Origin of the sequence: Arthrobacter sp. FB24 (assembly GCF_000196235.1) — a bacterium.
Taxonomy (GTDB): domain Bacteria; phylum Actinomycetota; class Actinomycetes; order Actinomycetales; family Micrococcaceae; genus Arthrobacter.
This window is the reverse complement of sequence record NC_008541.1, coordinates 2,704,792-2,728,697: the sequence shown is the minus strand read 5'-3', so window position 1 is coordinate 2,728,697 and position 23,906 is coordinate 2,704,792. Positions and strand designations below refer to the sequence as shown.

24 protein-coding genes and 1 tRNA gene are annotated in these 23,906 nt (G+C 66.9%); 13 read left to right on the top strand and 12 right to left on the bottom strand.

The window, feature by feature from the left end; all coding sequences use genetic code 11:
* Nucleotides 1-86 precede the first annotated feature (86 nt).
* The gene (locus ARTH_RS12320; protein ID WP_011692274.1) at nucleotides 87-992 is read left to right on the top strand and encodes an aldose 1-epimerase family protein; all 906 of its coding nucleotides are present in this window, start codon (nucleotides 87-89) and stop codon (nucleotides 990-992) included.
* Nucleotides 993-1,000: 8 nt separating this feature from the next.
* Here the strand turns inward: ARTH_RS12320 and xylB are convergent, their stop codons facing one another.
* Nucleotides 1,001-2,428: a xylulokinase gene (xylB, locus tag ARTH_RS12315; RefSeq protein ID WP_011692273.1), complete on the bottom strand. Its 1,428-nt coding sequence runs from the start codon at nucleotides 2,426-2,428 to the stop codon at nucleotides 1,001-1,003.
* 84 nt (nucleotides 2,429-2,512) lie between these two features.
* Nucleotides 2,513-3,700: a xylose isomerase gene (gene xylA, locus ARTH_RS12310; protein WP_011692272.1), complete on the bottom strand. Its 1,188-nt coding sequence runs from the start codon at nucleotides 3,698-3,700 to the stop codon at nucleotides 2,513-2,515.
* A 127-nt stretch (nucleotides 3,701-3,827) separates the two neighbouring features.
* On the opposite strand from xylA, the gene ARTH_RS12305 reads away from it, so the two are divergent.
* Complete coding sequence (locus ARTH_RS12305; RefSeq protein WP_011692271.1) at nucleotides 3,828-5,084, top strand: ROK family transcriptional regulator; 1,257 nt, start codon at nucleotides 3,828-3,830, stop codon at nucleotides 5,082-5,084.
* Here ARTH_RS12305 and ARTH_RS12300 read toward each other — a convergent pair.
* From ARTH_RS12300 to ARTH_RS12290, 3 genes are all read right to left on the bottom strand, one after another.
* Entirely contained in the window at nucleotides 5,081-5,587 is a 507-nt protein-coding gene (locus ARTH_RS12300) for a GNAT family N-acetyltransferase (protein ID WP_011692270.1), read from the bottom strand. The genes ARTH_RS12305 and ARTH_RS12300 overlap by 4 nt on opposite strands.
* Before the next feature lie 101 nt (nucleotides 5,588-5,688).
* Nucleotides 5,689-6,501 carry an alpha/beta hydrolase gene (locus tag ARTH_RS12295; protein ID WP_011692269.1) on the bottom strand — a complete coding sequence of 271 codons (813 nt, stop codon included), beginning with the start codon at nucleotides 6,499-6,501 and terminating at the stop codon, nucleotides 5,689-5,691.
* Nucleotides 6,489-7,586 carry a LacI family DNA-binding transcriptional regulator gene (locus ARTH_RS12290; RefSeq protein WP_011692268.1) on the bottom strand — a complete coding sequence of 366 codons (1,098 nt, stop codon included), beginning with the start codon at nucleotides 7,584-7,586 and terminating at the stop codon, nucleotides 6,489-6,491. Before ARTH_RS12290 ends, ARTH_RS12295 begins: the two co-directional genes overlap by 13 nt.
* A 164-nt stretch (nucleotides 7,587-7,750) precedes the next feature.
* Here ARTH_RS12290 and ARTH_RS12285 point away from each other — a divergent pair, with 164 nt between their 5' ends.
* From ARTH_RS12285 to ARTH_RS23900, 5 genes are all read left to right on the top strand, one after another.
* Nucleotides 7,751-8,920, top strand: a complete 1,170-nt coding sequence (locus ARTH_RS12285) for a Gfo/Idh/MocA family protein (protein ID WP_011692267.1) — start codon at nucleotides 7,751-7,753, stop codon at nucleotides 8,918-8,920.
* Entirely contained in the window at nucleotides 8,920-10,134 is a 1,215-nt protein-coding gene (locus ARTH_RS12280; RefSeq protein WP_011692266.1) for a dihydrodipicolinate synthase family protein, read from the top strand. The genes ARTH_RS12285 and ARTH_RS12280 overlap by 1 nt, the downstream gene beginning before the upstream one ends.
* Complete coding sequence (locus tag ARTH_RS12275) at nucleotides 10,131-10,988, top strand: sugar phosphate isomerase/epimerase family protein (RefSeq protein ID WP_011692265.1); 858 nt, start codon at nucleotides 10,131-10,133, stop codon at nucleotides 10,986-10,988. The genes ARTH_RS12280 and ARTH_RS12275 overlap by 4 nt, the downstream gene beginning before the upstream one ends.
* Nucleotides 10,989-11,185: 197 nt before the next feature.
* The gene (locus ARTH_RS12270) at nucleotides 11,186-11,617 is read left to right on the top strand and encodes an SRPBCC family protein (protein ID WP_011692264.1); all 432 of its coding nucleotides are present in this window, start codon (nucleotides 11,186-11,188) and stop codon (nucleotides 11,615-11,617) included.
* Between the two features lie 82 nt (nucleotides 11,618-11,699).
* Nucleotides 11,700-11,876, top strand: a complete 177-nt coding sequence (locus ARTH_RS23900; RefSeq protein ID WP_011694002.1) for a hypothetical protein — start codon at nucleotides 11,700-11,702, stop codon at nucleotides 11,874-11,876.
* Nucleotides 11,877-11,936: 60 nt separating this feature from the next.
* On the opposite strand, the gene ARTH_RS24270 is transcribed toward ARTH_RS23900, so the two are convergent.
* Together ARTH_RS24270 and ARTH_RS12260 are read right to left on the bottom strand one after the other, a co-directional pair.
* Nucleotides 11,937-12,455 carry a LapA family protein gene (locus ARTH_RS24270; protein ID WP_011692263.1) on the bottom strand — a complete coding sequence of 173 codons (519 nt, stop codon included), beginning with the start codon at nucleotides 12,453-12,455 and terminating at the stop codon, nucleotides 11,937-11,939.
* Between the two features lie 295 nt (nucleotides 12,456-12,750).
* Nucleotides 12,751-12,823: transfer RNA gene (locus tag ARTH_RS12260), tRNA-Arg, on the bottom strand.
* Nucleotides 12,824-13,043: 220 nt separating this feature from the next.
* On the opposite strand from ARTH_RS12260, the gene ARTH_RS12255 reads away from it, so the two are divergent.
* The 3 genes from ARTH_RS12255 to ettA all read left to right on the top strand — a co-directional run bounded on the left by ARTH_RS12255 (nucleotide 13,044) and on the right by ettA (nucleotide 16,020).
* Nucleotides 13,044-13,622: a single-stranded DNA-binding protein gene (locus tag ARTH_RS12255; RefSeq protein WP_011692262.1), complete on the top strand. Its 579-nt coding sequence runs from the start codon at nucleotides 13,044-13,046 to the stop codon at nucleotides 13,620-13,622.
* A gap of 66 nt (nucleotides 13,623-13,688) precedes the next feature.
* On the top strand, nucleotides 13,689-14,264 hold the full coding sequence (locus ARTH_RS24265; RefSeq protein ID WP_232223515.1) for a DUF6993 domain-containing protein: 576 nt from the start codon (nucleotides 13,689-13,691) through the stop codon (nucleotides 14,262-14,264).
* A gap of 73 nt (nucleotides 14,265-14,337) precedes the next feature.
* Nucleotides 14,338-16,020 carry an energy-dependent translational throttle protein EttA gene (gene ettA, locus ARTH_RS12245; RefSeq protein WP_011692260.1) on the top strand — a complete coding sequence of 561 codons (1,683 nt, stop codon included), beginning with the start codon at nucleotides 14,338-14,340 and terminating at the stop codon, nucleotides 16,018-16,020.
* A gap of 116 nt (nucleotides 16,021-16,136) precedes the next feature.
* Here ettA and ARTH_RS12240 read toward each other — a convergent pair whose 3' ends face one another.
* Nucleotides 16,137-17,117 carry an acyl-CoA thioesterase gene (locus tag ARTH_RS12240; protein WP_011692259.1) on the bottom strand — a complete coding sequence of 327 codons (981 nt, stop codon included), beginning with the start codon at nucleotides 17,115-17,117 and terminating at the stop codon, nucleotides 16,137-16,139.
* Between the two features lie 63 nt (nucleotides 17,118-17,180).
* Here ARTH_RS12240 and ARTH_RS12235 point away from each other — a divergent pair, with 63 nt between their 5' ends.
* Both ARTH_RS12235 and ARTH_RS12230 read left to right on the top strand, forming a co-directional pair.
* Nucleotides 17,181-17,840: a hypothetical protein gene (locus ARTH_RS12235; RefSeq protein ID WP_011692258.1), complete on the top strand. Its 660-nt coding sequence runs from the start codon at nucleotides 17,181-17,183 to the stop codon at nucleotides 17,838-17,840.
* A gap of 41 nt (nucleotides 17,841-17,881) precedes the next feature.
* Entirely contained in the window at nucleotides 17,882-18,589 is a 708-nt protein-coding gene (locus ARTH_RS12230) for a Pr6Pr family membrane protein (protein ID WP_011692257.1), read from the top strand.
* A 28-nt stretch (nucleotides 18,590-18,617) separates the two neighbouring features.
* Here ARTH_RS12230 and ARTH_RS12225 read toward each other — a convergent pair whose 3' ends face one another.
* Nucleotides 18,618-19,073 carry a globin gene (locus ARTH_RS12225; protein ID WP_043429836.1) on the bottom strand — a complete coding sequence of 152 codons (456 nt, stop codon included), beginning with the start codon at nucleotides 19,071-19,073 and terminating at the stop codon, nucleotides 18,618-18,620.
* A gap of 4 nt (nucleotides 19,074-19,077) precedes the next feature.
* The gene (locus ARTH_RS12220) at nucleotides 19,078-19,743 is read right to left on the bottom strand and encodes a mechanosensitive ion channel family protein (RefSeq protein ID WP_011692255.1); all 666 of its coding nucleotides are present in this window, start codon (nucleotides 19,741-19,743) and stop codon (nucleotides 19,078-19,080) included.
* A gap of 107 nt (nucleotides 19,744-19,850) precedes the next feature.
* On the opposite strand from ARTH_RS12220, the gene ARTH_RS12215 reads away from it, so the two are divergent.
* Nucleotides 19,851-20,834 carry an epimerase gene (locus ARTH_RS12215; protein WP_011692254.1) on the top strand — a complete coding sequence of 328 codons (984 nt, stop codon included), beginning with the start codon at nucleotides 19,851-19,853 and terminating at the stop codon, nucleotides 20,832-20,834.
* Here the strand turns inward: ARTH_RS12215 and ARTH_RS12210 are convergent.
* A complete protein-coding gene (locus ARTH_RS12210; RefSeq protein WP_011692253.1) occupies nucleotides 20,831-21,310 on the bottom strand; it encodes an OsmC family protein in 480 nt (159 codons plus the stop codon). The genes ARTH_RS12215 and ARTH_RS12210 overlap by 4 nt on opposite strands.
* An 8-nt stretch (nucleotides 21,311-21,318) precedes the next feature.
* On the bottom strand, nucleotides 21,319-23,871 hold the full coding sequence (gene pepN / locus ARTH_RS12205) for an aminopeptidase N (RefSeq protein WP_043429835.1): 2,553 nt from the start codon (nucleotides 23,869-23,871) through the stop codon (nucleotides 21,319-21,321).
* Between the last annotated feature and the right edge of the window lie 35 nt (nucleotides 23,872-23,906).

Here is a 23,906-nt window from a genome sequence, read left to right as displayed (position 1 = left end):
ACGCGCGAGTGATCACCGTGGACGAGTCGCCGGTGGACTAGAATAGTGAGCGCTAACACATATATTCCCGGCAGCATTGGACAACCATGACCCGCACCGAACATGAGATCAGTTTCGGCCCCTACACGGCTGTCGCCACGACGCGTGGAGGAGCCCTCCGTGAGCTGCGGCATGAGGGCCGCGACCTGGTGGTCGGCTTCGCTGCCGACGGCGAAATTCCGGACTACCGCGGCGTCATTTGTGCACCGTGGCCGAACCGCCTGGCTGGCGGCCGGTACAGCTTCGAGGGCAAGGACTATCAGGCAGTGGTCAACGAGGAGCAGCGCGGGACTGCCCTGCACGGGCTGGTGTTCGGGGCGGTATGGGAACTGCTTGAACACACTGCGTCTTCTGTCCGGCTTGGAACCCGCATCGAGCCGGGCGACGGCTATCCGGGGCGCCTTGACGTGTCCGTTGACTACGAGCTGCGGGCAGACGGGCTGCACAGCACGGTGCGCGCCCGGAACGTTGGCGTTGAAGCAGCCCCTTACGGCGCGTGCCCGCACCCGTACCTGATCGCAGGTCCGGCCCCGCTGGATGAGTGGAGCGTGCAGATCCCGGCTACGGAATTCATGGAGGTCTCCGCCGACCGGCTGCTCCCGGAAGGCATGGCCGGCGTGGAAGGCCATGCCTTTGATTTTCGGACGGAAAAGGTCCTCGGGTCCGTGCAAATCGACCACGCTTTCACGGGCCTGATTCCCAACGCGGACGGTCTTGCCGCGGTGCGCGTTCACGACCCCTCGGGTACCGGAGTGGAGCTGGAATGGGACGCGACGTGGCCCTGGCTGCAGATCCATACTGCGGACAAGCCGTCAGGGCCCACGCGGCTCGGGCTTGCGGTTGAACCCATGACCTGCCCGCCTGATGCCTTCAACAGCGGAACCGACGTGCTCCGGCTGGCTCCGGGGGAGTCCCACGAGGCCAGCTGGACCATCCGGGCGCTCAGTCGTTGAGTTAGGACTCAGCCGTTGACGTAGGTGCTGGCATACCGCCGGTATTGCTCGAGGACGTCCGGCGAGCCACTGCCGGTCCCTGGAACTTCGGTGCCGGACGAGTCCCACTCCGGCCACCGGCCCGTGAGGACGGCCGCCGCCTGCCGGGCGGCACCGTCCGCCACGTATTCACCTGGCTCGGGCACCACGACGGGAAGGTCGAAGACGGACGCGGCAATCTGCTGCACGGCAGCGGACTGCGCGCCGCCTCCTACGAGGATGATGCGCGCGGCCGTGACTCCCTGGGCCTGCAAGGCCGCCAGCCCGTCCGCGAGGGAGCAGACCACGCCTTCGACGGCGGCCCGGGCCAGGTTGGCCCGCGTGTAGCTCGCCAGGGTGGCGCCGTGCAGGGACCCCGTGGCGTGCGGCAGGTTGGGTGTGCGCTCGCCTTCGAAATAGGGAACGAGCGTGAGGCCGCCCGAACCTGCCGGGGCGGCGAGGGCCAGTTCGTTGAGCCCGGCCAGGGTCACGCCGAGCAACGCGGCCGTGGAATCGAAGATCCGGGTGGCGTTCAGCGTGCAGGCCAGCGGGAGAAAGTTGCCGGTGGCGTCGGCAAATCCGGCAACGAGTCCGGTTGCATCGGCGGACGGAGTCTTCGAGACGGCGAAAACAGTTCCCGATGTCCCCAGCGATACCACCACGTCGCCCGGACGGGCGTCGACGCCAAGGGCCGCAGCCGCGTTGTCGCCGGCGCCGGGGCCGATGATTGCACCCGCCGGCGTTGTGCCCGCGGCCTCCAGCGAACCGGCGACGGCAGGGAGAACCGGAACGTGGCCCAGTATTTTTTCGAGGAGTTCCGGGAGGTAGGTCCCCGAGGCCGTGGAGAAGTATCCGGTTCCGGAGGCGTCCGACCTGTCCGTGCGAAGCTGTTGCAGCGACGCGGGACCGGAGCCCGGGCCGTGGCCGGCGAGCCGCCAGCTGAGCCAATCGTGCGGCAGGCAGACGGCCGCCACGCGGCGCGCGCTGTCCGGTTCATGGCGGGCCAGCCAGCGAAGTTTGGTGATGGTGAGGGACGCCACCGGAACTGTACCCGTCGCCTCCGCCCAGAAAGCGGCTCCGGCTTCGGCGTCGCCGTCGCCCGCCTCTGCGATGAGCTGTTCCGCATCCTCCGCGGAGCGCGTGTCGTTCCAGAGCAGCGCGGGGCGCACCACCGCACCGGAGGCATCCAGGCACACCATGCCGTGCTGCTGGCCGCCGACTGAGACGGCGGCTACATCGTCCAGGCCGCCAGCCTGTGCGATGGCCTCCTGGAGGGCTGCCCACCATTGGTCGGGGTGGATCTCGCTGCCGTCGGGGTGGGCGGCGCGGCCCTGGCGGATCAGCGTGCCGGTGTGCGCATCCCGGATCACCACTTTGCATGACTGCGTGGAACTGTCGATTCCTGCTACCAACGGCATGGCGGGTTCTTTCTGAAGGACTGCCGCCGGACCCGGCAGTCCGGGTCCGGCGGCAGTGGAGCTGGCTGGTTGGGGGAGCCTGGCCTAGCGGGCGCCGAGCAGGTGCTCGATGGCCAGCTGGTTGAGGCGGACGAAGGCGAATGACCGCTGGGCGGCGGCATCGGCGTCGAACTCCGCGAACGCGGAAGCGTCAGCCAGCAAATCCGCCGTGGTCTCTCCGGCGGCAAGGGTGGGCTCGCCGAGTTCGAAGACACCGGAGGTCTTCAGGGCTTCCTGGACATCGGGGTCGGCGCGGAAGGCCAGGGCGCGCTCCTTCAGGAGGAGGTACATGGACATGTTGGATTTCGCGGATTCCCAGACGCCGTCGTATCCGTCGGTGCGTGAGGGCTTGTAGTCGAAGTGACGCGGGCCGTCATACTTCGGACCGCCGTTGGGGAAGCCGTTTTCGAGCAGGTCCACGGTGAAGAATGCGCTGGTGAGGTCGCCGTGCCCGAACACGAGGTCCTGGTCGTACTTGATGCCGCGCTGGCCGTTGAGGTCGATGTGGAAGAGCTTGCCGGCCCACAGCGCCTGGGCGATGCCATGGGTGAAGTTCAGTCCGGCCATCTGCTCGTGCCCGGTTTCCGGGTTGAGGCCCACGATGTCGCCGTGTTCCAGCTGCGCGATGAAGGCCAGTCCGTGGCCGACGGTGGGCAGGAAGATGTCGCCGCGGGGCTCGTTGGGCTTCGGTTCCAGGGCGATCCGAAGGCCGTACCCCTTGTCCTTGATGTAAGCCGCGGCCGTGTCCACGCCTTCCTTCATCCGGTCCAGCGCGGCAGAGAGGTCCTTGGAACCGTCATACTCGCTGCCTTCGCGCCCGCCCCACATGACGAAGGTCTCCGCACCCAGCTCGGCTGCAAGGTCGATGTTCTGAAGGACCTTGCTGAGCGCGAACCGGCGGACGGACCGGTCATTGGAGGTAAAGCCGCCGTCCTTGAAGACAGGATGGCTGAACAGGTTGGTGGTGACCATGGGGGTCTTGAGGCCCGTCTCGGCGAGGGCGGCCTTGAAGTTCTTCAGGATCAGCTCGCGCTCGGAAGCCGTTGCGTCGAACGGGACCAGGTCATTGTCATGGAAGGTGATGCCGTAAGCGCCCAGTTCGCTGAGCTTGTGGACGGCCTCGACGGGGTCCAGGGCAGGGCGGGTGGCGACCCCGAAAGGATCCGCCCCGGTCCAGCCGACGGTCCAAAGGCCGAAGGTGAAGCGGTCTGCTGGGGTGGGCTGAAGAGTCATGAAGCATCCTTGGTTCAGAGGTGGGATGGAAGTGGCCGGCCAGGCATGAAATGCAGGCCGATGAATTAGTTTTCAATCTGAACTATATGCGTCATGATTGACTTGGGTCAATGGTTAAGGGGTGGAAATGTCACGGGAAGATAATGCCAACGGCCGTGCAGGCGGTTCCTTCAAAGAACCGGGTCCGGCACCCGGCCGGGTGGAGGACGTCCGGCGCGGGAACCTCGTGCGGGTCCTCGCGGCAATTGCGCAGGCACGGACGGATCCACAGCGCTACCCTACGCGCGCCGAGCTGGCCTCCCTGACGGGCTTGACCAAGGCCTCAGTGTCCAGCCTGGTCGCGGAGCTCGCGGACTCCGGCCTGGTCATGGAGTCCGGCGCCACGCGCGACGGTGAACGCGGCCGGCCCGGGGTAGGCCTTCAGCTGAGCACCCGCCGCGGCGTGGTGGGCATGGAAATCAACGTGGACTACATCTCGGCAGGCCTTCTGGACCTCGGCGGTGCGCTGCGTGCTTCCAGGACGCTGGAGTGCGGAAACCGCGGCCAGTCGCCTGAATCCGTTATGGCCCTGTTGTCCGGGCTCGTGAACGGCGTCGTTGCCGAGGCGGCAGCCGCCGGGATCGAAATCCTGGGCGGCGGACTGGCGGTGCCCGGCCTCGTGGATACGGCCTCCGGAACTGTTTCCAGCGCCCCCAACCTGCAGTGGCACAGTGTTGCCCTTGAACTGGGCGGGCTGCTGCCGGGCGCACCGCTGGGCACTGTTCTGTATAACGAGGCTAACTGCGCCGCCCTGGCCGAGCTCTGGTACGGGCACGGACTGGATTTCCGCGACTACCTGTTTGTTTCCGGTGAGGTGGGTGTCGGTGGCGGCCTGGTCATCGGCTCCCGGCTCTTCGCCGGACCCCACGGACAGGCGGGGGAGGTAGGCCACGTTGTGGTTGACCCCTCGGGTCCGGACTGCTCGTGCGGCGGCCGCGGCTGCCTGGAAACGTTCGCCGGCCAGGAGGCCATCTTTGCCGAGGCCGGCATTCCGGCAGGCACTGCCTCCGTGCGGCTGGGGCAACTCGTGGAACAACTTGACGCCGGCAATGCAGCCGCCACATCTGCCGTGGCCCGCGCGGGCCGCTACCTTGGCATCGCCGCAGCATCCACGGCACGGCTGATGAACCTCTCCGCCGTTGTCCTCGGCGGCCACTTCACCCGGATGGGGCCGTGGCTTGCACCGGCCGTGATAGAAAGCCTCGCCAACCATGCGCCCGGCGTCGTCAGTCCCGCCAGGGTGGCGGTTTCGGAGCTTGGCCAGTCGGCTGCCCTCCTGGGCGCGGCAGGGAGCGCCCTGCGTTCCGTCCTTGCCGCTCCCTCCGCGCTGACGCCCGCCGGTTAGCTTCTGTCCGGGGCGGCGAACCGGACCACCGCCCGGCCGGGCACTGCATTGCTGACCACCTCGAAGCCGGCGTCCAGGAACAGCTTCAGCGTTCCCTGGTAAAGGTCAGCCGGGCCGGCTTTCGGCCGCAATGTTGGATCCACGGGGTAGCCCTCCACAATGCGGGCGCCATGCCCCACGGCATGGCCGACGGCGGCACGAAGCAGCGCTGCCGCCACGCCGCTGCGGCGGTGGCCCGGTGCGACGACGAAACAGCTCACCGACCAGACAGGGCCTTCCGGCTTCCCGCCGGGTCCGCCGTGCGCCGCCGGACCCGCGGCCTTCAACACCTGGGACCGGAGGATCCGCGGGTAGCAGTCGCGCGGCTCCACGGCACACCAGCCCACCGGCGCTCCGTCACGGAAAGCGAGGACGCCCGGTGCCGGAGTGCCGGCCTCGAACCTGGCCCGCAGGTGATTCTTCCGCTCCGGAGGGGTCGAATCATTCCAGTCGGCCCCCGTCATGGCGAAGAACCTGCACCAACAACGAGACGGCTCACCGCGCACCCCGAAAAGGCGTTCGACGTCGGGCCATTCCGCCGGTGCTGTGGTTACGGGTGAAGCGGTCACGGCCGCCAGCCGTGTCCGGCAAGCCAGGCGGCGCACAGCTCGGTCCAGCGTTCCACGCCGGCCACCCCGGAAGCGAGGCCCAACCCGTGCCGGCCCTGCGGAAAGACGTGCAGCTCCGCGGGCACGGCAGCCTTGCGCAGGGCCAAGGCGTAGCGCAGGCTGTGTTCCACATCGACTGCTGCGTCGTCAAACGTGTGCCAGATGAAGGCCGGGGGAGCATTGCTTGTAACGGTGAGCTCGGCGGACAACTCTGCCAGGAGGTCACCGGCCGGCGCAGCGCCGAGCAGGTTGTCGATGCTGCCCTGGTGGACGGCCGATTCGAAGGACACCACGGGGTAGCACAGGATGGCGAGGTCCGGCCGGGACTCCGGCCCGTCAAGTGTCTCGTCGCCGGTGGAAACTCCTCCGGCGAGGGTGGCAGCCAGGTGCCCCCCGGCGGAGAATCCCAGGACACCCACGCGTGCGACGTCCACTCCGAGTCCGTGGCCGCCGCGCCGGATCCAGGCCACGGCCGCCTTCGCGTCCGCCAGCGGCGCCGGGTGGCGGTGCGGAGCCACCCGGTAGCGCAATACGAAGGCGTGGATGCCCAGCGACGCCAGCCATTCGGCCACCGGCTCCGCCTCGTGGTCGGCGTGGCGCGCGTAGCCTCCGCCGGGAAGGACCAGGATTGCCGGGAACTGACGGGATTGCCCGTTGTCCGGGTGTGCGCGGGCCGGTGACGTGCCGTCTCCGGATGCGGAAGGACCGTGGCGGGCCGGGACCACGGTGAGGCTGGCCGGCATCCGGGAACCGCCCGTCAGGGTGTCCACTCTGTGCTCCGCCGGAGCGTCACCTGACCGGTGACGGCCGTGCCGTCGTCGTGTTTTCCGTCCGCTACGGCGGCAGCTTTGGAGCCCACGGTGCTCAACGTTGCCAGGCGGCCAATTTCCTCCAGCGGAAGGCGCACCGTTGAAAGCGCCGGGCGGAAGTCCCGCAGCGTTTCGATGTCGTCAAACCCTGCGATCAGGGCGTCGCGGGGAATTCGGAATCCCTGGGAGCGAAGCCCCGCAGCGGCGCCGATTGCCATGACGTCGTTCGCCGCAAAGATGCACAGGTCAGGCCTCCCGCCCTCGTTCGCCGAGGCGGAGTTCCGGGCATTCCGGATCCGTTCGGCCAGCACGAGCCCGGCTTCGTAGCCGCCGGCACGGTTGAAGGAGGCGCGGAGGACTTCGGCTTCGGAGCGTCCGGCCGAGGCGAGGCCTGCCTGGAAACCGCGGATCCGGTCGTCGGACGTGATCAGGCCCTCGGGGCCGCCGATGATCACGAAGCCGCCTGAATGGCTGGCTGCCAGCTTTCCGGCAAATTCCGCAGCAAGCTGTTCGTTCGGCACCTCCACAAGGTGGTAGCCGTCCAGTTCAGCGGCTCCGACGATTGCCTGCCCTACGACGCCCACGTGCCCGCCATTGCGGCAGTAGCGGTCCAGTTCGGCGGCAAGATCGGCGTTGCCTTGCTGGTCTTCAGGACGGCTGGACCGTGAACCGGCAATAACGATGGCGTCGGCCCGCCTGGCAGCAAAGGCGGCGACGGCTTCCTTCTCATCGGCCGGAGTTCCGCCCGTTGTGGCCAGCAGCACCATCTTGTGCTGTTCGCGGGCCACTTCCTGGACCCCGCGGGCGATCGCGGAGAAATACGGATCGGCGATGTCGTGCACAATCAGGCCCACCAGGCCCGAACTGGATTTCGCCAGTGCCTGGGCCTGGGCGTTGGGGATGTAGCCAAGGGTTTCGGCTGCCTGCCGGACCCGTTCGGACACTCCCGGGCCGGGTTTGCGGGCGGAGCCATTGAGGACGCGTGACGCAGTAGCCGGCGAGACCCCGGCCAATCGTGCCACCTCGGTGAGGGTACTTGCAGCCACTGATATCTCTCCTGTTCAGCCAACGTGCGCGTAGTGGTCATTATGGCAGTTTGAAGGACTTTCGGGAAAGCGCTTGCCATGAGACGCGGGAAGATGCATCATAAATGCAGTGGGAATGCGCTTTCCCAGCACACCGTACCGAATCAACTCACCGTGGAGGACACATGGGCTTCGAAACAAAGACGATCCGTATCGCCATGAACGGCATTACCGGCCGGATGGGATACCGCCAGCACCTGTTGCGTTCCATCCTCCCCATCCGCGACGCGGGCGGGTTTACCCTCGAGGACGGCACAAAGGTCCAGGTCGAGCCCATCCTGGTTGGCCGCAACGAAGCCAAGATCCGGGAACTCGCAGAACTGCACAAGGTCTCCGAGTGGAGCACCGACCTGGACGCTGTGATCAGCGACCCCACAGTCGACCTGGTTTTTGATGCGTCCATGACGAGCCTCCGCGCCGCCACCCTGAAGAAGGCGATGTCCGCCGGGAAGCACATCTTCACTGAGAAGCCCACGGCGGAAACCCTGGCGGAGGCCATTGAGCTGGCCCGGATCGGCAAGGAAGCCGGGGTCACCGCCGGCGTCGTGCACGACAAGCTCTACCTGCCCGGATTGGTCAAGCTCCGCCGCCTCGTTGACGAAGGCTTCTTCGGCCGTATCCTGTCCATCCGCGGTGAGTTCGGCTACTGGGTCTTCGAAGGCGATGTCCAGGCAGCCCAGCGCCCGTCCTGGAACTACCGCAAGGAAGACGGCGGCGGCATGACCACGGACATGTTCTGCCACTGGAACTACGTCCTCGAAGGCATCATCGGCAAGGTCAAGAGCGTCAACGCCAAGACCGCAACCCACATCCCGGCCCGCTGGGACGAAACCGGCAAGGAATACAAGGCCACGGCCGACGACGCCTCCTACGGCATCTTCGAGCTGGAAACCCCGGGCGGCGACCAGGTCGTCGGCCAGATCAACTCCTCCTGGGCCGTCCGCGTCTACCGCGACGAACTGGTGGAATTCCAGATCGACGGCACCCACGGTTCGGCGGTCGCGGGCCTGAACAAGTGCGTCGCACAACAGCGCGCCCACACCCCCAAGCCCGTCTGGAACCCTGACCTGCCCGTGACGGAGTCCTTCCGCAGCCAGTGGCAGGAAGTCCCGGCCAACGCTGACCTGGACAACGGCTTCAAGCTGCAGTGGGAAGAATTCCTCCGCGACGTCGTCGCCGGCCGCGAACACCGCTTCGGCCTGCTCTCCGCGGCCCGCGGCGTCCAGCTCGCCGAGCTTGGCCTGCAGTCCAACGACGAGCGCCGGACCATCGACATCCCGGAGATCTCGCTCTAATGACATCCCTGATCCTTCCCACCGGCGACGGCGGAACCCGCGAATACCGGCTTAAGTCTTCCCCCGCCTGGGCAAAGCCCTCGGCACCCATCACCTCGCGGCACGCCTACGCCGCAGCCCACGTCATCCCGGAAGTCACCGCGGACAACACCCCCGGCGCGCCGGCCCGGCTCGACTGGGACGCCACGATGGCCTACCGGCACGAGCTCTGGTCCTATGGGCTCGGGGTTGCTGATGCCATGGATACCGCCCAGCGCGGCATGGGCTTGGACTGGGCTGCCACTCAGCAGCTGATCAAGCGCACCGGCGTCGAAGCGGCGTCAGTGGTCGCCGCGGGCGCTGCCGCCACGGCCGGCAAGTCCGTGCGCGACCTTGTCTCGTGCGGGGCCGGGACCGACCAGCTGGATCCGGCCGCCCTGCCGACGGGCGCCGCCGGCATCCAGGCCGTCCTGGACGCGTACCGTGAGCAGATCGCCGTCGTCTCCGAGGCCGGGCCCAAGGTCATCCTGATGGCCTCACGCGCGCTGGCCGAAGTGGCCAACGGGCCGGACGACTACCTGCACGTGTACTCCACGCTGCTGCGGGAAGCGGACCAGCCGGTCATCCTGCACTGGCTTGGCACCATGTTCGATCCCGCCCTCGCCGGCTACTGGGGATCCGACGACGTCTCTACGGCCACGGACACGTTCCTCTCCCTGATCCGTGAGCACGCGGACAAGGTGGACGGCGTCAAAGTCTCACTTCTTGATGCCAGCCACGAGGTGGCGCTGCGCGCCGCACTCCCCGAAGGCGTCCGTCTCTACACGGGCGACGACTTCAACTACCCGGAACTGATCGACGGCGACGGCACGCACCATTCGGACGCCCTCCTGGGCATCTTCGCCGCCATCTACCCGGCAGCATCGGCAGCGCTGCAAAGCTACGACGCCGGCGATGCAGTCAAGGCGCGGGCCATCCTGGACTCCACCCGCGAACTGGGCAAACACATCTTCAGCGCCCCCACGTTCTACTACAAGACCGGCATCGCCTTCATGTCCTGGCTCAACGGCAAACAGCCCGGCTTCCAGATGGTGGGCGGACTGCACTCCGGCCGGTCCGTGGTGCACCTCGCCAAAACCTTCGAACTTGCCGACCAGGCCGGACTGTTGAAGGACCCCGCCCTGGCGGCGTTCCGGATGTCCGACTACCTGCGCATCAACGGGGTGGGAGTATGACCTTCAATTCAGGGCCGTCCCCTTTTTCGCGACTTTCCCTCAACAGCGCCACCACCAAGAAGTGGACCCTGGCCGAGGCCGTTGACGGCTGTGCCCGGGCAGGGATCCCGGCGATTGGCCCGTGGCGGGACCGCGTCCACGAGGCCGGCCTGGACAAGGCCGCGAAGCTCATCAGGGACGCCGGCCTGCGGGTGTCCTCGCTCTGCCGTGGCGGCTTCCTGACAGCAGCCGACGCGGAGGGGCAGGCCTCCGCGCTGGCCGACAACCGCGCCGCCATCCTGGAAGCCGTGGCGCTGGACACCCGGGAACTGTTCCTGGTGGTCGGCGGCCTCGCGCCGGGGGAGAAGGACGTGGTGGCGGCCCGCCAGCGCGTCGCTGACCGCCTCGGGGACCTGGTTCCGTTTGCCGTCGAGAACGGCGTGCGGCTGGTGCTTGAACCGTTGCACCCGATGTACGCCGCCGACCGCGCCCTGATCTCCACCCTGGGCCAGGCCCTTGACCTGGCCGCGCCTTACGACGCGCAGGCCGTCGGCGTCGCCGTCGACACCTTCCATGTGTGGTGGGACCCTGAGCTGAAGGCCCAGATCGAACGGGCAGGCCGGGAGGGGCGCATCGCGTCCTACCAGGTCTGTGATTTCAACCTGCCCATCGCCGCCGATGCCCTGTTGTCCCGGGGCATGATGGGCGACGGCGTGATCGACTTCGCAACCATCGGCACCTGGGTGCGGGACGCCGGCTACACGGGCGACATCGAAGTGGAAATTTTCAACCAGGAAATCTGGGACGCCGACGGCGACACCGTCCTGGCGACCATGAAGGAGCGCTACGCGGGACTCGTCCTGCCCTACGCCTGACCGGCCGCAGCGTCTTCCCGCGGGGACGCGATTCCTGGTACAGACCGCGGGCCCCTGCTTCGTCACGGCCGGGGCCTGCGCCCCACGGAACGGCCCGGCACCGCTCAGCGGTGCCGGGCCGTTTTTGGTCCTTGGATGTTCCGGGTCCTTAACAACGCCTGCCGTCGCGCGTAGGGTCGTGCGCAGGAGGCACTCACGTGAATGAGCAGATCAAGGTCGCGGAAGCATCGGTTCTGGTGGAAGCCCCGCGGAGCCGGGTATGGCAGGCACTGACCGATCCGGAAATCGTTAAGCAGTATTTCCTCGGCACTACTGTGACTACTACCTGGCGCGAAGGTGAGCCGGTGACCTTCGCCGGGGAGTGGAAAGGCAAACGCTACGAGGACAAGGGCATCGTGCTGGAAAACCGGCCTGAGGACCTGTTGCGCATCAGCCACTACAGTCCGCTGACAGGGCTGCCGGACGTGCCGGAAAATTACCACACGGTGGAGTACCGGCTGGATGAGCAGCCGGACGGCACACAGGTCACCATCACGCAGGGGAACAACAAGAGTGATTCAGAGGCGGAGGAGTCCGCAAAGCTGTGGGCAATCGTGCTGGGAAACCTCAAGGGGCTGCTTGAAAGCTGAGGGTTCCTGCCCGACGGAGTGGTGGCCTGCACCGCACATGTGAAGCGTCGACAAGCCGAACGTTCGGGACTAGCTTGGGCACATGACTGAGATTCCAGACGAAAACGGCACCGCCCGGGGCGACGACGGTACGGTCCGGCCGGCGGAGGAGGCCGCCCGGGTTTCCGTCGCCGGCGACCTGGCGGAAACGATTGAGCCCGATATCGCCGACATGGACGACACCCCCGAAGGACACCGGGGAGACGTGGATTACGGGTGAGGTTGCGCGGGTGATCCGGACCGCTTCGGGACGCCTTGGCGGACCACCCGCGGGTGTGCCTTAGCGCACCCGCTGCGCAAGCACCCGGCGGCGATGGGCCGCGGCACGCAACTGGATGATTCTGGCTGCGCCGGCAACCGCCACAAGCACCCCGCCGCCCACAGCCGCAATGAAGAGTGCAATCCCCAGCGGAACCGCGCCCTCCAGGCCGAAATACCTGACCTGCACGTAGTCCTGGTTCTGCAGGATGAAGATGATCAGGAGCACCATCACCGCCAATGCGGTGGCGACGGCCACCCAGACCATCCCGGCGCGTGTCACGTGCCGGTCCTCGGGCGGCGCAGTCGCCTGCGTTGCGGGTGCCCCTGGCGCCGGAGCACGCCGGGCCGGCGCGACCTCTCCTGGCGCGACCTCTCCCGGTGCGCCCTGTCCCGCGCTGCCTGGTGCCGGTGCGCCTTGGGCGGGTACGCCCGGGGCGGGTTCCCCCGCCGGCGGAGTGCTCTGGGCCGCACCGGGTCCCGTTTGCGCTGATGACGTGGTTGTTTCCTGCGGCTCGTAGTCCGGTGATTGCTGAGTCATTCGGTCCATCCTCTCCAAGATGATCCACCGCGGCGGAAGGTGCGGCGCCGACGCCACTTCAAATGAGTCGGCGCCGCCCTCAAATGATAAGCATGCTTAGGGTGAATTGCTTGCAGAAGCATGGTGTCCTGCATACGGCATGTCAGTTAACACTGTCCTCCGGAGACTCGCGTCTGGAAAGGCCGGGGCGGCATTGCCCTTGCCGCCGCGGTGAAGGGCCCGGATCCGGCTGACCTCAGGATGAACGAAACGGCCCCCACTGCGTTGACGCAAGTGGGAGCCGCTTCCTGTCAAGTGCCCCAGGAGGGAATCGAACCCCCGACCGGCGGATTAGAAGGCCGCTGCTCTATCCCCTGAGCTACTGGGGCACGTTGGCGTGGCCGGACCAATCCGGCAGCGCCTAGAAAAGTTTACAGTGCCACGCGCCTCCGGCCAGTCAGCCCCGTCGCGGCGTTTTGACTCGTCCCTAACATCCCGGGTGCACCCGGAGTTGTCCACATAGCGACGCGGGCCCCTCGCCCCGGCGCTTATCCGGCCTGAAGCTGAAGATGCCTGCTAAGGCACCACCATTCGAGACAGGACACCAAGATGACCGACAACATCACCGTCCGGGGCTTCGTCGCCACGGAAATCAAGAGTTCGACCACGCCCGGGGGAGTCCCCACCGCGTCGTTTCGGCTCGGCTCCACGGACAGGCGGTATGACCGCGCATCGAGCACGTGGGTCGATGGCAATACCAACTGGTTCACTGTCCAGGGCTACCGGCAGCTTGCCGGAAACATGGGCTGCAGCATCAAGAAAGGCCAGCGCGTCATCATCGTTGGCCGACTCAAGATGCGAAGTTGGGAAAAGGACGGCAGGATCTATCACGCGGCCGAGATCGATGCCGAGTCGGTTGGCCATGACCTCATGTGGGGCTCTGCCAATTTCACCCGCACAGCCGGCAACTCCGCCCACTCCGGCCCGGCCCAGGGGCAGCTGGATCATGCGTCCGGGCCGCTGCACGGCGGCGGACCCGGCGGGGAGGATCATGATGACGCCGGAGGCCTCAGGGAGGACGGGGGCGACCCGGATCCCGCAGCTGAAGGTATCTTCATCGACGACGAGAGCGGTGACGTCCTGCAGCTCGATTCGGAGACCGGCGAACTTAAGGGGACGGCTGCCTGAACATGCCCCCGCTGATGCCCCGCGTGCGGCACCGTCCCCTGCGGTGCCGCATGGCAGAATGGCAACGTGATCCGAGCAAAGACACCCCAGCCACACCACGGCCGCCAGTCCGGAACGTCACCGTCCGGAACGTCACGGCCCGGAACCGGGCGGCGGCTGCGCGGCGCGTCAGTTCTGCTCCTCGCGGCGTCCATGCTTGCGGCCGGCGTCGCTGGCTGCAGTGGTGCGGGTACGGGTTCCCCGGCGTCTGCCTCTCAGGCTGCCGCTGTGCCCGGATCCCGGGCCGCGCAGCCGGCAGCGTCAGCTACTGCGGGATCCCCGGGCGCTCCAGCGCAGCTGCCCGAACTTGACGCTGATACCGCCCGGCTGAGTGAAACCGTCGGCAATGCCCTTCGCGGAGTCGCCGCGGCCAACCCCAAGCCGGGGCAGGACCAGCTGACTGCGGCCCTGACCGGCGCCGGGATACCCGCCGGCTCCCTGCAGGTATCCGCCAGCCGCACGCCCACCGGCCTGGAAGTGGATGCCATAGAGGCCGCAGCGCTCCAGGGTAAGGATTGTGTGATCGGCCAGATCCGCGACGGAAGTGTAGTGGTCACCGTCCTGCCCGTGCTGGCTACCGGAAAGTGCTTTGTCGGCGGCTGAGCCGGAGCCGGACCGCCCGCGAATGACAGCCGCGAATGTGAGTTAACCCCGCCGACCCACTAGATTTGGAAGCATGGCGGAATTTATCTACACAATGACCAAGGCCCGAAAGGCCGTTGGCGAAAAACTTATTCTCGACGACGTAAGCATGTCCTTCTTCCCGGGGGCCAAGATTGGTGTTGTTGGCCCCAACGGTGCCGGTAAGTCCACCATCCTCAAGATCATGGCTGGCCTGGACACTCCCTCCAACGGCGAGGCGCGGCTCAGCCCGGGTTACACGGTGGGCATCCTGCTCCAGGAGCCGCCCCTGAATGAGGAGAAGACGGTCCTGGGCAACGTCCAGGAGGGCGTGGGCGAAATCTACGGCAAGATCCAGCGCTTCAACGAGATCTCCGAGGAAATGGCCAACCCCGACGCGGACTACGACACGCTTCTGGAAGAAATGGGCCAGCTCCAGGAAGCCATCGACGCCGCCGACGCCTGGGACCTCGACTCCCAGCTCGAACAGGCCATGGATGCCCTCCGCTGCCCGCCGGCGGATGCCGACGTCACCCTCCTTTCCGGTGGCGAACGCCGCCGCGTTGCGCTGTGCAAGCTCCTGCTGCAGAAGCCGGACCTCCTCCTGCTCGACGAGCCCACCAACCACCTCGACGCCGAAAGCGTCCTCTGGCTGGAACAGCACCTCTCGAACTACGCCGGCGCCGTCCTCGCCGTGACCCACGACCGGTACTTCCTTGACCACGTGGCCGAGTGGATTGCCGAAGTGGACCGCGGCCACCTCTACCCGTACGAAGGCAACTACTCCACGTACCTGGAGAAGAAGCGCGCCCGCCTGGAAATCCAGGGCAAGAAGGACGCCAAGCAGGCGAAGCGCCTTACCGAGGAACTCGAGTGGGTCCGCTCCAACGCCAAGGGCCGCCAGACCAAGTCCAAGGCGCGCCTGGCACGCTACGAGGAAATGGCTGCGGAGGCGGACCGTACCCGGAAGCTCGACTTCGAAGAGATCCAGATCCCGCCGGGACCCCGCCTGGGCGGTTTGGTGCTGGAAGCCAAGAACCTGCAGAAGGGCTTCGAGGACCGGACCCTCATCGACGGACTCTCCTTCACGCTTCCGCGTAACGGCATCGTTGGCGTCATCGGCCCCAACGGCGTCGGCAAGACCACGCTGTTCAAAACGATCGTCGGCCTGGAACCGCTCGACGGCGGCGACCTGAAGATCGGCGACTCAGTCAAGATCTCCTACGCCGACCAGAGCCGCGGCGGCATCGATCCGAACAAGTCCCTCTGGGAGGTTGTCTCGGACGGCCTCGACTACATCCAGGTGGGCCACGTTGAAATGCCTTCCCGTGCCTACGTGGCGGCGTTCGGATTCAAGGGTCCGGACCAGCAGAAGAAGGCAGGCGTCCTCTCCGGTGGTGAGCGCAACCGCCTGAACCTGGCGCTGACCCTCAAGCAGGGCGGCAACTTGCTCCTCCTTGACGAGCCGACCAACGACCTCGACGTCGAAACGCTCAGCAGCCTCGAAAACGCGCTGCTGGAATTCCCCGGCTGCGCCGTAGTGGTGTCGCACGACCGCTGGTTCCTGGACCGGGTGGCGACCCACATCCTGGCCTACGAAGGTGACGAGGAAAACCCGTCGAAGTGGTACTGGTTCGAGGGCAACTTCGAATCCTACGAGGAAAACAAGGTTGAGCGCCTCGGCCCCGATGCGGCCAAGCCGCACCGCGTGACACACCGCCGCCTGACCCGCGACTAGGCTCCGCCCCCAAGTCAAGGCATGAAAAGGCCGGTTCCCCGACGGGAACCGGCTTTTTCATGCGCAAGCCCGGGCGGCACCGGGCCGCTGGCCGCTGTCACGCGGCGGCCGACAGCTTATTCTTTCCCGGCCTTGCGCATCTGGTGCTGGAGGACCTTCGTCTGGAAGGCGCCCACCACTTTGTTCTTGAGGTCGGTCGGCACCCGCACCATGCCCTCCTGGGCCACCGTTGCGACGTGCTGCCCGTCCCGGCTGAAGATCCGGCCGGTAGCCAGCCCGCGGGCGCCCTGTGCGCTCGGGGATTCCTGTACGTACAGCAGCCACTCATCGACGCGCACCGGGCGGTGCCACCACATGGCGTGGTCGAGGCTTGCCACGCTCATGCCCGGCGTGATCCAGCTGAGTCCGTGTTTGCGCAGGATGGATTCCAGCAGCGTGTAGTCGCTGGCGTACGCAAGGGCTGCGCGGTGCGTATTTGCGTCGTTCGGCATGGGCCCGAAGGTCTTCATCCAGACGGCATTGCGGGCTTCCCGTTCACCGTTTGCGGAGACGTACAGAGGCGGGTCCACGTGCCGGATGTCGAAGGGACGCTCGTAGGCCCAGTGCCGAGCCACCGGGTGGTCGAATTTTCCCAGCAGGTCTGCCGTGCTGGGCAGCGATTCGGGGTCGGGGATGCCCTCGGGCATGGGGGACTGGTGGTCGATTCCCTCGTCTTCCTCCTGGAAGGACGCGATCATGGACAGGATCGGCATTCCGTCCTGGTAGGCGTGGACCCGTCGGGCAGAGAATGACCGGCCGTCCCGCAACCGTTGGACGCCGAAGGTGATGGGCTTGTTGGCATCCCCCGGGCGCAGGAAATATCCGTGCATGGAGTGCACGCTGCGGGCGGGATCAACGGTGCGGTTGGCGGCGATCAGCGATTGTGCCAGGACCTGGCCGCCGAAGACCCGCTGCCGCGGCTGCCTCTGGGAAGGCCCCATGAATATGTCCTCATCGGTCCGGGCACCCTCGAGCTCGCCGAGGTCAAGGAGTTCAATGAGCGAGGAGGTGGGGTCCTGTGTCGGTGGTCCCGGCAGTCCGGCATCGGCTTCAGTCATGGTTCGACTTTAGACGTCCCCCGGGCACCCTCCCAAAGAGGCGCAGCCGGTAGAGTCGATATTGTGTCTGACGTCCTAACCCAGCCCCTGCAGTTCACCGATCCCCGCGACCTCGCAGATTTGCGCACCTTTGCCACCCGCGCCAAGTCGATCGACGACGGTGCCATCCGCCTCCAGGCCTCCGGCCCGGTGCTTGCCGCCTACGTGTGCGTGCTGCGGCCCCGGCTGTTGGGCGAGGCGACGCCGACGATCCTCGGGCTGCGGACCATGGCCCTGGCCCAGCCGGCGGACACCGACGTCACGGTTCCGATCTCGGCGGTTCTGGACCGGCTCGCCAGGGCAGGGGAGAACGACGTCGAGCTGCCGCTGCCGCCCGTGACCGTCACCGAGTCATGGGCCGGCGTCGGCGCGCCTCGCACGGGGTGGGAGTCAGTCGGCGCGCTGCCGGACGCCACGCTGCGGCAGGCCGCCGAGGCCGGCATCACCGAGATCGCTGCCATCATCCCGGACAAACCCGGCGCCCTGATCGTCAACAACGCACGTGCCACCGTCTGGGGCAGGGAATTGCCCGGTGCCGCCGGGCTGCCGCTGGGTGCCGCGTTTGCTGCCCTGACGCTCGGCTTCCTGGCCGATGGTGAACAGCAGCTTTTCCGGGCGGGGCGCTGGTTCAGGCTCAGCGGGTCCCGCGGACACGTGCTGGCCCGCACCGGATCGGGGCTTTAAGGCCCTCGTAAGGGTCCTAACGGGCCCGCCATACTGAGCGCATGAGCCGTGTAACCATGCTGGTTCCTCCGGTCGAGCGCCACGCCGGCTTCAACGACGCGCTGCGCCCCGACCGTGCCTGGGTCCGCCTGCTCCGCTTTGCGGTCGGCGCCTTTGTGCTGGTCGCCCTCGTGCGGAAGACAACGGACGCCACCCTTCCGGGCAGCGACGTGGACATCGGACAGCTCTACTCCGAATTCACGGTCCAGTCGAACCTTGTCCTCGGGCTCGCGCTCATCGCGTCCGCCGCCGTGCCGCGGGCGCGGCTGCCGGAGTGGTGGGACCACCTGCTCGGCGCTCTCACTTTTTACCTGGTGATGACGGGGATCATCTACGCGGTCCTCGTCGCGCCGCCGGGCGAGCCGTGGTGGAGCTGGGACATGTACTGGCCGCAGCTTGCGCACCACCGTCTCGCCCCGCTCTTCGTCATCCTTGACTGGGCGCTGGTGACGAAGACCGTCCACGGAAAGTGGTGGCGGCCGCTCGCGTGGCTTGGCTACCCTGCCGCCTTCCTCGTCTTCTCATGGATCCGAGGAGCGATCGACGGCTGGTACGTTTACGACTTCCTCGATCCGACCCTCGACGGCGGCTGGCCGGCCGCGCTGACGACGACGGCGCAGGTGCTCGTTGCGTTCCTCGCGATCGCCGTTCTCGTGCACGCCGCGGGAAACGGACGCGCCGCGCTTGCCGCGGGGCAAAAGCGGCGCTGACGGGTCCATACCGGATGGTGGACCGCGCTCAGGCGTCCGAGGGACTGTTGATCATGGACAGTGCCGCGCGCTCCATATAATCCCACAGAGTGCCCTCGTAGAGCGGCGGCAGCTCCAGCGCGTCAACCGCCGTGCGCATGTGGTGCAGCCACCGGTCCTTGGCTTCGGGGGTGACGCGGAACGGCATGTGGCGCATGCGCAGCCGGGGGTGTCCGCGTTCCTCGCCGTAGGTGGTGGGGCCTCCCCAGTACTGCTCGAGGAACATCAGGAAACGCCGTTTCGCCGGTCCCAGGTCCGCTTCCGGATACATCGGCCGGAGCAGCGGGTCGGTGGCCACGCCGTCATAGAAGACGTCAATGAGTTTCACGAAGGTCTCGTGGCCGCCAACGGCGTCGTAGAAGTTGTCCGTGTACCCGGGCCGGGAGAACGGATCGTTCTGCATCAGCATCTTCGGTTGGCGCGGTTCAGGGGTTGGCATGCTCATGGTTCTATTCTCCGGCCTTCTGCTGGGGTGCGGTCTCAGGGGCGGACACGTCCGGGGTCTCGTCCGCCGGGGCGACATAGTTGCCCTGGGAGCGGTTGCCCACCCGCAGGATTTCGCCGTTGCGCAGGTACCAGATGGCGCCGTCTTCGGAACGGACGCGGGTGATGCGCAGGCCCATGGACTCCACCGTGCCCACCACTTCACTGGTCTCGATGACATCGCCGATGCCGTACTGGTCCTCGATCGTGATGAAGATGCCGGCTAGAAAGTCGCGGATGAGCTGCTGGGCGCCGAAGCCGATGGCGACACCCAGGATGCCCACGCTCGTCAGTAGCGGCGCGATGTCCACGTCCAGGTTCTTGAGGACGTACATGATGGTGATCACGGCGATCAGGACACCCGCCACGCTGTTCAGCAGCGATCCGATCGTTTTGGCACGCTGGACGCGGCGTTCGTGGTCCAGGGCGCGCAGCGCAGGGGCGACCCAGCGGAAGTGCGGCTTTTTGAAGAACGTGGTTCCTGCAGCCACACTCTTGGTGATTCCGGCAATCACAAACGAGGCTACGAGCCAGATTGTGACGCCCACTCCGATGCTGATCACAATCCCGGCGGCGTTGATTCCGGACATGTCCGGGGTGGCGGGCGGGGTGATCGACAACATGCTGTACATCGGCAGGGATGCTCCTTATTGCTTATCGGCTCTCGCCGGAGCTGCCGGCGTTCGCCGGGCGCATAACACTCTTTTCACCTTCAACAGTAGCGCCGTAGCGTGGCCACATGCGCATCCTGATTCTTGGCGGCACCGCATTCCTGTCAGCCGAAATTGCCCGGCAGGCAGCCGCCGCGGGCCATGCTGTGACCTGCCTCGCCCGCGGCTCGGCGGCCACTCCGCCGGAAGGAACGGCCTGGCTGCGGGCCGACCGGACCACGGGCCTGCCGGCCTACGCGGAGGCAGCAGGAGACTGGGACGCCGTCATTGACGTGGCCCGTGATCCGGAGCAGGCCAAGGACGCACTCGAGGCCCTGGCGCCCGCGGCAGCGCACTGGACCGTGGTGTCCAGCTGCTCTGTCTACGCCGACCATTCGGTGCCCGGCGCGGATGAGAGCGCGGCCCTGTTACCGCCGCTCACACGGGACACCGGCTTTGCGCCGGAGAACTACGGCGAGGCGAAGTCGGCCATTGAGCACCATGCCATGGCCATTACCGGCGGGAAGGCCCACCTCTGCCGGGCGGGGCTGATCGGCGGCCCGGGTGACAGTTCGGACCGGTACGGCTATTGGCCGGCCCGGTTTTCCCGTGACGCAGGGCCGGTCATCGTTCCGGACACAGTTTCCGGTGCGACGCAGGTCATCGACGTCCGCGACCTCGCAGCGTGGATCCTCAAGGCGGCCGAACTGAAGATTGCCGGCGCCCTGAACGCGGTGGGAGGCGTCGTGAGGTTCGGTGACTACCTGGACGAAGCAAGGCGTGCGGCCAACTATTCCGGTCGCATGCTGGCGGTCCCGGAAGACTGGCTGGTTGCCCGCGGGGTCGGTTACTGGGCAGGCCCCGATTCACTGCCCCTCTGCCTCCCTCCGGGACATGACGGTTTCGCCACACGCTCCAACGATGCCGCGCTGGCAGCCGGCCTCAGCCTGCGGCCGTGGCAGGAGACGCTGCGGGACACGCTCGAGGACGAACGCCGCCGCGGCCTGGACCGGGAGAGGAAAGCCGGGCTCAGTGCCGACACCGAGAAGCGGCTCGTGGAAGCCCGCGGCTAGGCTTCCCGCACCTGCACGGAGGGTTCGTGCAGGACGGGAAAGTTCACGCTCCGGGCAATGAAGCAGACCTTGTTTGCCTCCTCATGCAGCTGCTCCATCAGTGCGGGGTCCAGGGCTGAAGCAACGGTCACTTCGGGCCGGAGTGTGGCGGACTCGAACTGGCCGCTGCCGTCGCGGTTGGTCCGCATCAGGCCTTCGGCGCGGTCCTCGTAGGCCGTCACCACTACGCCGTGCTTCACAGCCACATGCAGGAACGAAAGCATGTGGCATTGCGACAGGGCGGTCAGCAGCAGCTGTTCGGGGTTGTAGCGCGTCCTGTCGCCGTGGAAGGTGGGATCCGCGGAACCCTTGAGGACCGGAAGCCCGGGGATTTCGATGTCGTGGTCCCGGGAGTACCCCCGGTACGTCGACGTTCCGTCTCCCCGGTTCCCGGTCCATCGGACCGTCACGGCGTAGCGGTGCTCGTCGAGGCTCATGCCGTTGACTACCCGACGTCAGCCTGGCGGGCCCGCAGCGCGCGGGCAACGCCGTCGCGGTTTTCCAGCATCATGCGCCGCAGGGCGGCGCTGTCTTCGGGAAGCGAAGCCAGGAACTCGTCCGTCCGGTCCACGGTGGCCTGGGTGGTCTGCTGCGCCGGATAAAGCCCGACGACGATCTGCTGGGCGAGCGCGTGCGTGCGGTTCGCCACGATGCCGGGAACGGCGTCGAAATACTTCTCCGTGTAAGGCTCCAGCAGCGCAGGATCCAGGACGCGGGTGAAACCTGCCACCGCGGATGCCTGGAGGGCGTTGGACAGCTCACCCTTCACCACGATGGACTCCCAGGCCGCGGCCTTGGCCTCGGCCGTGGGGATGGCTGCCTTGGCCAGTGCCGCCGCGTTCTGGCCGTTGGCGGTGTTGTCCTGTTCGAGTTCGGCGTCGATCCGGTCCTGGCCGGCCCGGCCGCCTGCCACCAGCGACGCCAGCAGTTCCCAGCGCAGGTCCTGGTCGACGGTGAGGCCGTCCAGTGCCGCCGAGCCGTCCAGCAGCGCGGAAACCGTATCCAGCTGGCTGTCGCTGCGGGCCAGCAGCGCGAAGGACTTAACGAACTGCAGCTGCGCGTCCGATCCCGCCGGGACGGAACCGGCAAGGTTCCAGAGGGTGTCCGCTGCGGCCACGGACGTCTTCTCCCGGTGCTCTTCGGCAACGTAGTAGCTGAGCGTCGTGGCCAGCTGGCGAAGCTGGACCAGGATCACTGACGAATCGGATTCGGAGGCGATGTTGGCGAGGATCAGTTCGACGTAGCCGCGGGCGGGTGTTTCGCCGTCGCGCGCCGCATCCCAGGCGGAGCCCCAGACGAGCGTCCGCGGCAGGCTCTCGCGGAAGTCCTTCAGGTGGGCCGTCGCGGTGGCCAGCGACTTCGGATCGAGCCGGACCTTGGCATAGGCGAGGTCGTCGTCGTTGAGCAGGATAAGGTCCGGCTGCTGCAGGCCGGCGAGGGCAGGCACGTCGGTGCGTTCGCCGTCGACGTCCAGTTCCTCGCGGTGCACCCGGACAAGCTGCCCGTCGGCGACGTTATAGAAGCCGACCGCGAGCCGGTGCGGCCGGATGGTGGGCTGCTCCGCCACCGCGGACTGCACTATGGAGAAGGACGTGATGACCCCTGCGGAATCCACCGCCACGTCAGGAGTCAGCGTGTTGACGCCGGCGGTTTCCAGCCACAGCCTGCCCCACTGGTCCAAGTCACGGCCACTGGCTTTCTCCAGCTCCACCATGAGGTCGCTGAGCTCGGTGTTCTGCCAGGCGTGCTTGCTGAAGTACTCGCGGACACCGGCCATGAACTGCTCCGGGCCCACCCAGGCAACCAGCTGGCGCAGCACCGAGGCGCCCTTGGCGTACGTGATGCCGTCGAAGTTCACCTCCACGTCCTGCAGGTCGTTGATCTCGGCGAAAATCGGGTGTGTGGTGGGCAGCTGGTCCTGGCGGTAGGCCCAGGACTTCTCCACCGAGGCGAACGTGGTCCAGGCGTGGTCAAACTCGGTGTTTTCCACGGCAGCCAGGTGGGACATGTACTCGGCGAACGATTCGTTAAGCCAGAGGTCGTTCCACCAGCGCATGGTCACGAGATCCCCGAACCACATGTGTGCGAGCTCGTGCAGCACCGTGATGGCACGGCGTTCAACCTGTGCGCCCGTGACCTTGCCGCGGAACACGTAGCCTTCCAGGATGGTCACGGCGCCGGCGTTTTCCATTGCGCCGGCATTGAACTCGGGAACGAAGAGCTGGTCGTACTTCTCGAACGGGTAGGGGCAGCCGAACTGTGCCTCGAAGAACTCGAACCCCTGGCGGGTGAGCTCAAAAATGTTGTCCGCATCCAGGTACTGCATGAGCGACTTGCGAGCGAATACGCCCAGCGGAACGACGCGCCCGTCGGCGCACTTCACCTCGCTGCGCACGGACTGGTAGGGGCCGGCGACCAGCGCCGTGACGTAGGAGGACAGCCTCGGGGTGGCGGCGAATTCCCAGACGGAGCGGGCGCCGCCGTCCTCGCCGGGAATGGTTTCGATGGGGACGGGCGTGGGGGAGTTGGACACCAGGTCCCAGTGCGACGGCGCGGTGACGGTGAACGTAAAGCTCGCCTTGAGATCGGGCTGCTCGAACACTGCGAACATCCGGCGGGAATCCGGAACCTCGAACTGCGTGTACAGGTAAACCTCGTTGTCCACCGGGTCCACGAAACGGTGGAGCCCTTCGCCGGTGTTCATGTACGGCGCTTCGGCAACCACCAGCAGGTCGTTTTCCGCGGCGAGGTAGGGGAGCTGGATGCGGACGCCGTCGGACACTTCCGCGGGGTCGAGTTCCTCGCCGTTGAGCATGACGCTGAGGACCTGGTGGGTTACCGCGTCGATGAAGGTGGAGGACCCGGGCCGCGCACTGAACTTCACGGCCGTGGTGGTGCCGAAGACTTTGTCGCCCCGGGTCAGGTCCAGGCTGACGTCGTAGGACTCAACGGAGATGAGGTCGGCGCGCTCACGGGCTTCGGCGCGCGTCAGGTTCATGCCTGGCAAAGTGGGGCCTCCAGAAAGGGTTGCGG

Bases quoted from the DNA above. Each gene is read 5' to 3' on its own strand.
- ARTH_RS12320 (WP_011692274.1), top strand. From the start codon at position 87: ATGACCCGCACCGAACATGAGATCAGTTTCGGCCCCTACACGGCTGTC.
- xylB (WP_011692273.1), bottom strand. From the start codon at position 2,428: ATGCCGTTGGTAGCAGGAATCGACAGTTCCACGCAGTCATGCAAAGTG.
- xylA (WP_011692272.1), bottom strand. From the start codon at position 3,700: ATGACTCTTCAGCCCACCCCAGCAGACCGCTTCACCTTCGGCCTTTGG.
- ARTH_RS12305 (WP_011692271.1), top strand. From the start codon at position 3,828: ATGTCACGGGAAGATAATGCCAACGGCCGTGCAGGCGGTTCCTTCAAA.
- ARTH_RS12300 (WP_011692270.1), bottom strand. From the start codon at position 5,587: ATGACGGGGGCCGACTGGAATGATTCGACCCCTCCGGAGCGGAAGAAT.
- ARTH_RS12285 (WP_011692267.1), top strand. From the start codon at position 7,751: ATGGGCTTCGAAACAAAGACGATCCGTATCGCCATGAACGGCATTACC.
- ARTH_RS12280 (WP_011692266.1), top strand. From the start codon at position 8,920: ATGACATCCCTGATCCTTCCCACCGGCGACGGCGGAACCCGCGAATAC.
- ARTH_RS12275 (WP_011692265.1), top strand. From the start codon at position 10,131: ATGACCTTCAATTCAGGGCCGTCCCCTTTTTCGCGACTTTCCCTCAAC.
- ARTH_RS23900 (WP_011694002.1), top strand. From the start codon at position 11,700: ATGACTGAGATTCCAGACGAAAACGGCACCGCCCGGGGCGACGACGGT.
- ARTH_RS24270 (WP_011692263.1), bottom strand. From the start codon at position 12,455: ATGACTCAGCAATCACCGGACTACGAGCCGCAGGAAACAACCACGTCA.
- ARTH_RS12255 (WP_011692262.1), top strand. From the start codon at position 13,044: ATGACCGACAACATCACCGTCCGGGGCTTCGTCGCCACGGAAATCAAG.
- ettA (WP_011692260.1), top strand. From the start codon at position 14,338: ATGGCGGAATTTATCTACACAATGACCAAGGCCCGAAAGGCCGTTGGC.
- ARTH_RS12240 (WP_011692259.1), bottom strand. From the start codon at position 17,117: ATGACTGAAGCCGATGCCGGACTGCCGGGACCACCGACACAGGACCCC.
- ARTH_RS12230 (WP_011692257.1), top strand. From the start codon at position 17,882: ATGAGCCGTGTAACCATGCTGGTTCCTCCGGTCGAGCGCCACGCCGGC.
- ARTH_RS12225 (WP_043429836.1), bottom strand. From the start codon at position 19,073: ATGAGCATGCCAACCCCTGAACCGCGCCAACCGAAGATGCTGATGCAG.
- ARTH_RS12220 (WP_011692255.1), bottom strand. From the start codon at position 19,743: ATGTACAGCATGTTGTCGATCACCCCGCCCGCCACCCCGGACATGTCC.
- ARTH_RS12215 (WP_011692254.1), top strand. From the start codon at position 19,851: ATGCGCATCCTGATTCTTGGCGGCACCGCATTCCTGTCAGCCGAAATT.
- ARTH_RS12210 (WP_011692253.1), bottom strand. From the start codon at position 21,310: ATGAGCCTCGACGAGCACCGCTACGCCGTGACGGTCCGATGGACCGGG.
- pepN (WP_043429835.1), bottom strand. From the start codon at position 23,871: ATGAACCTGACGCGCGCCGAAGCCCGTGAGCGCGCCGACCTCATCTCC.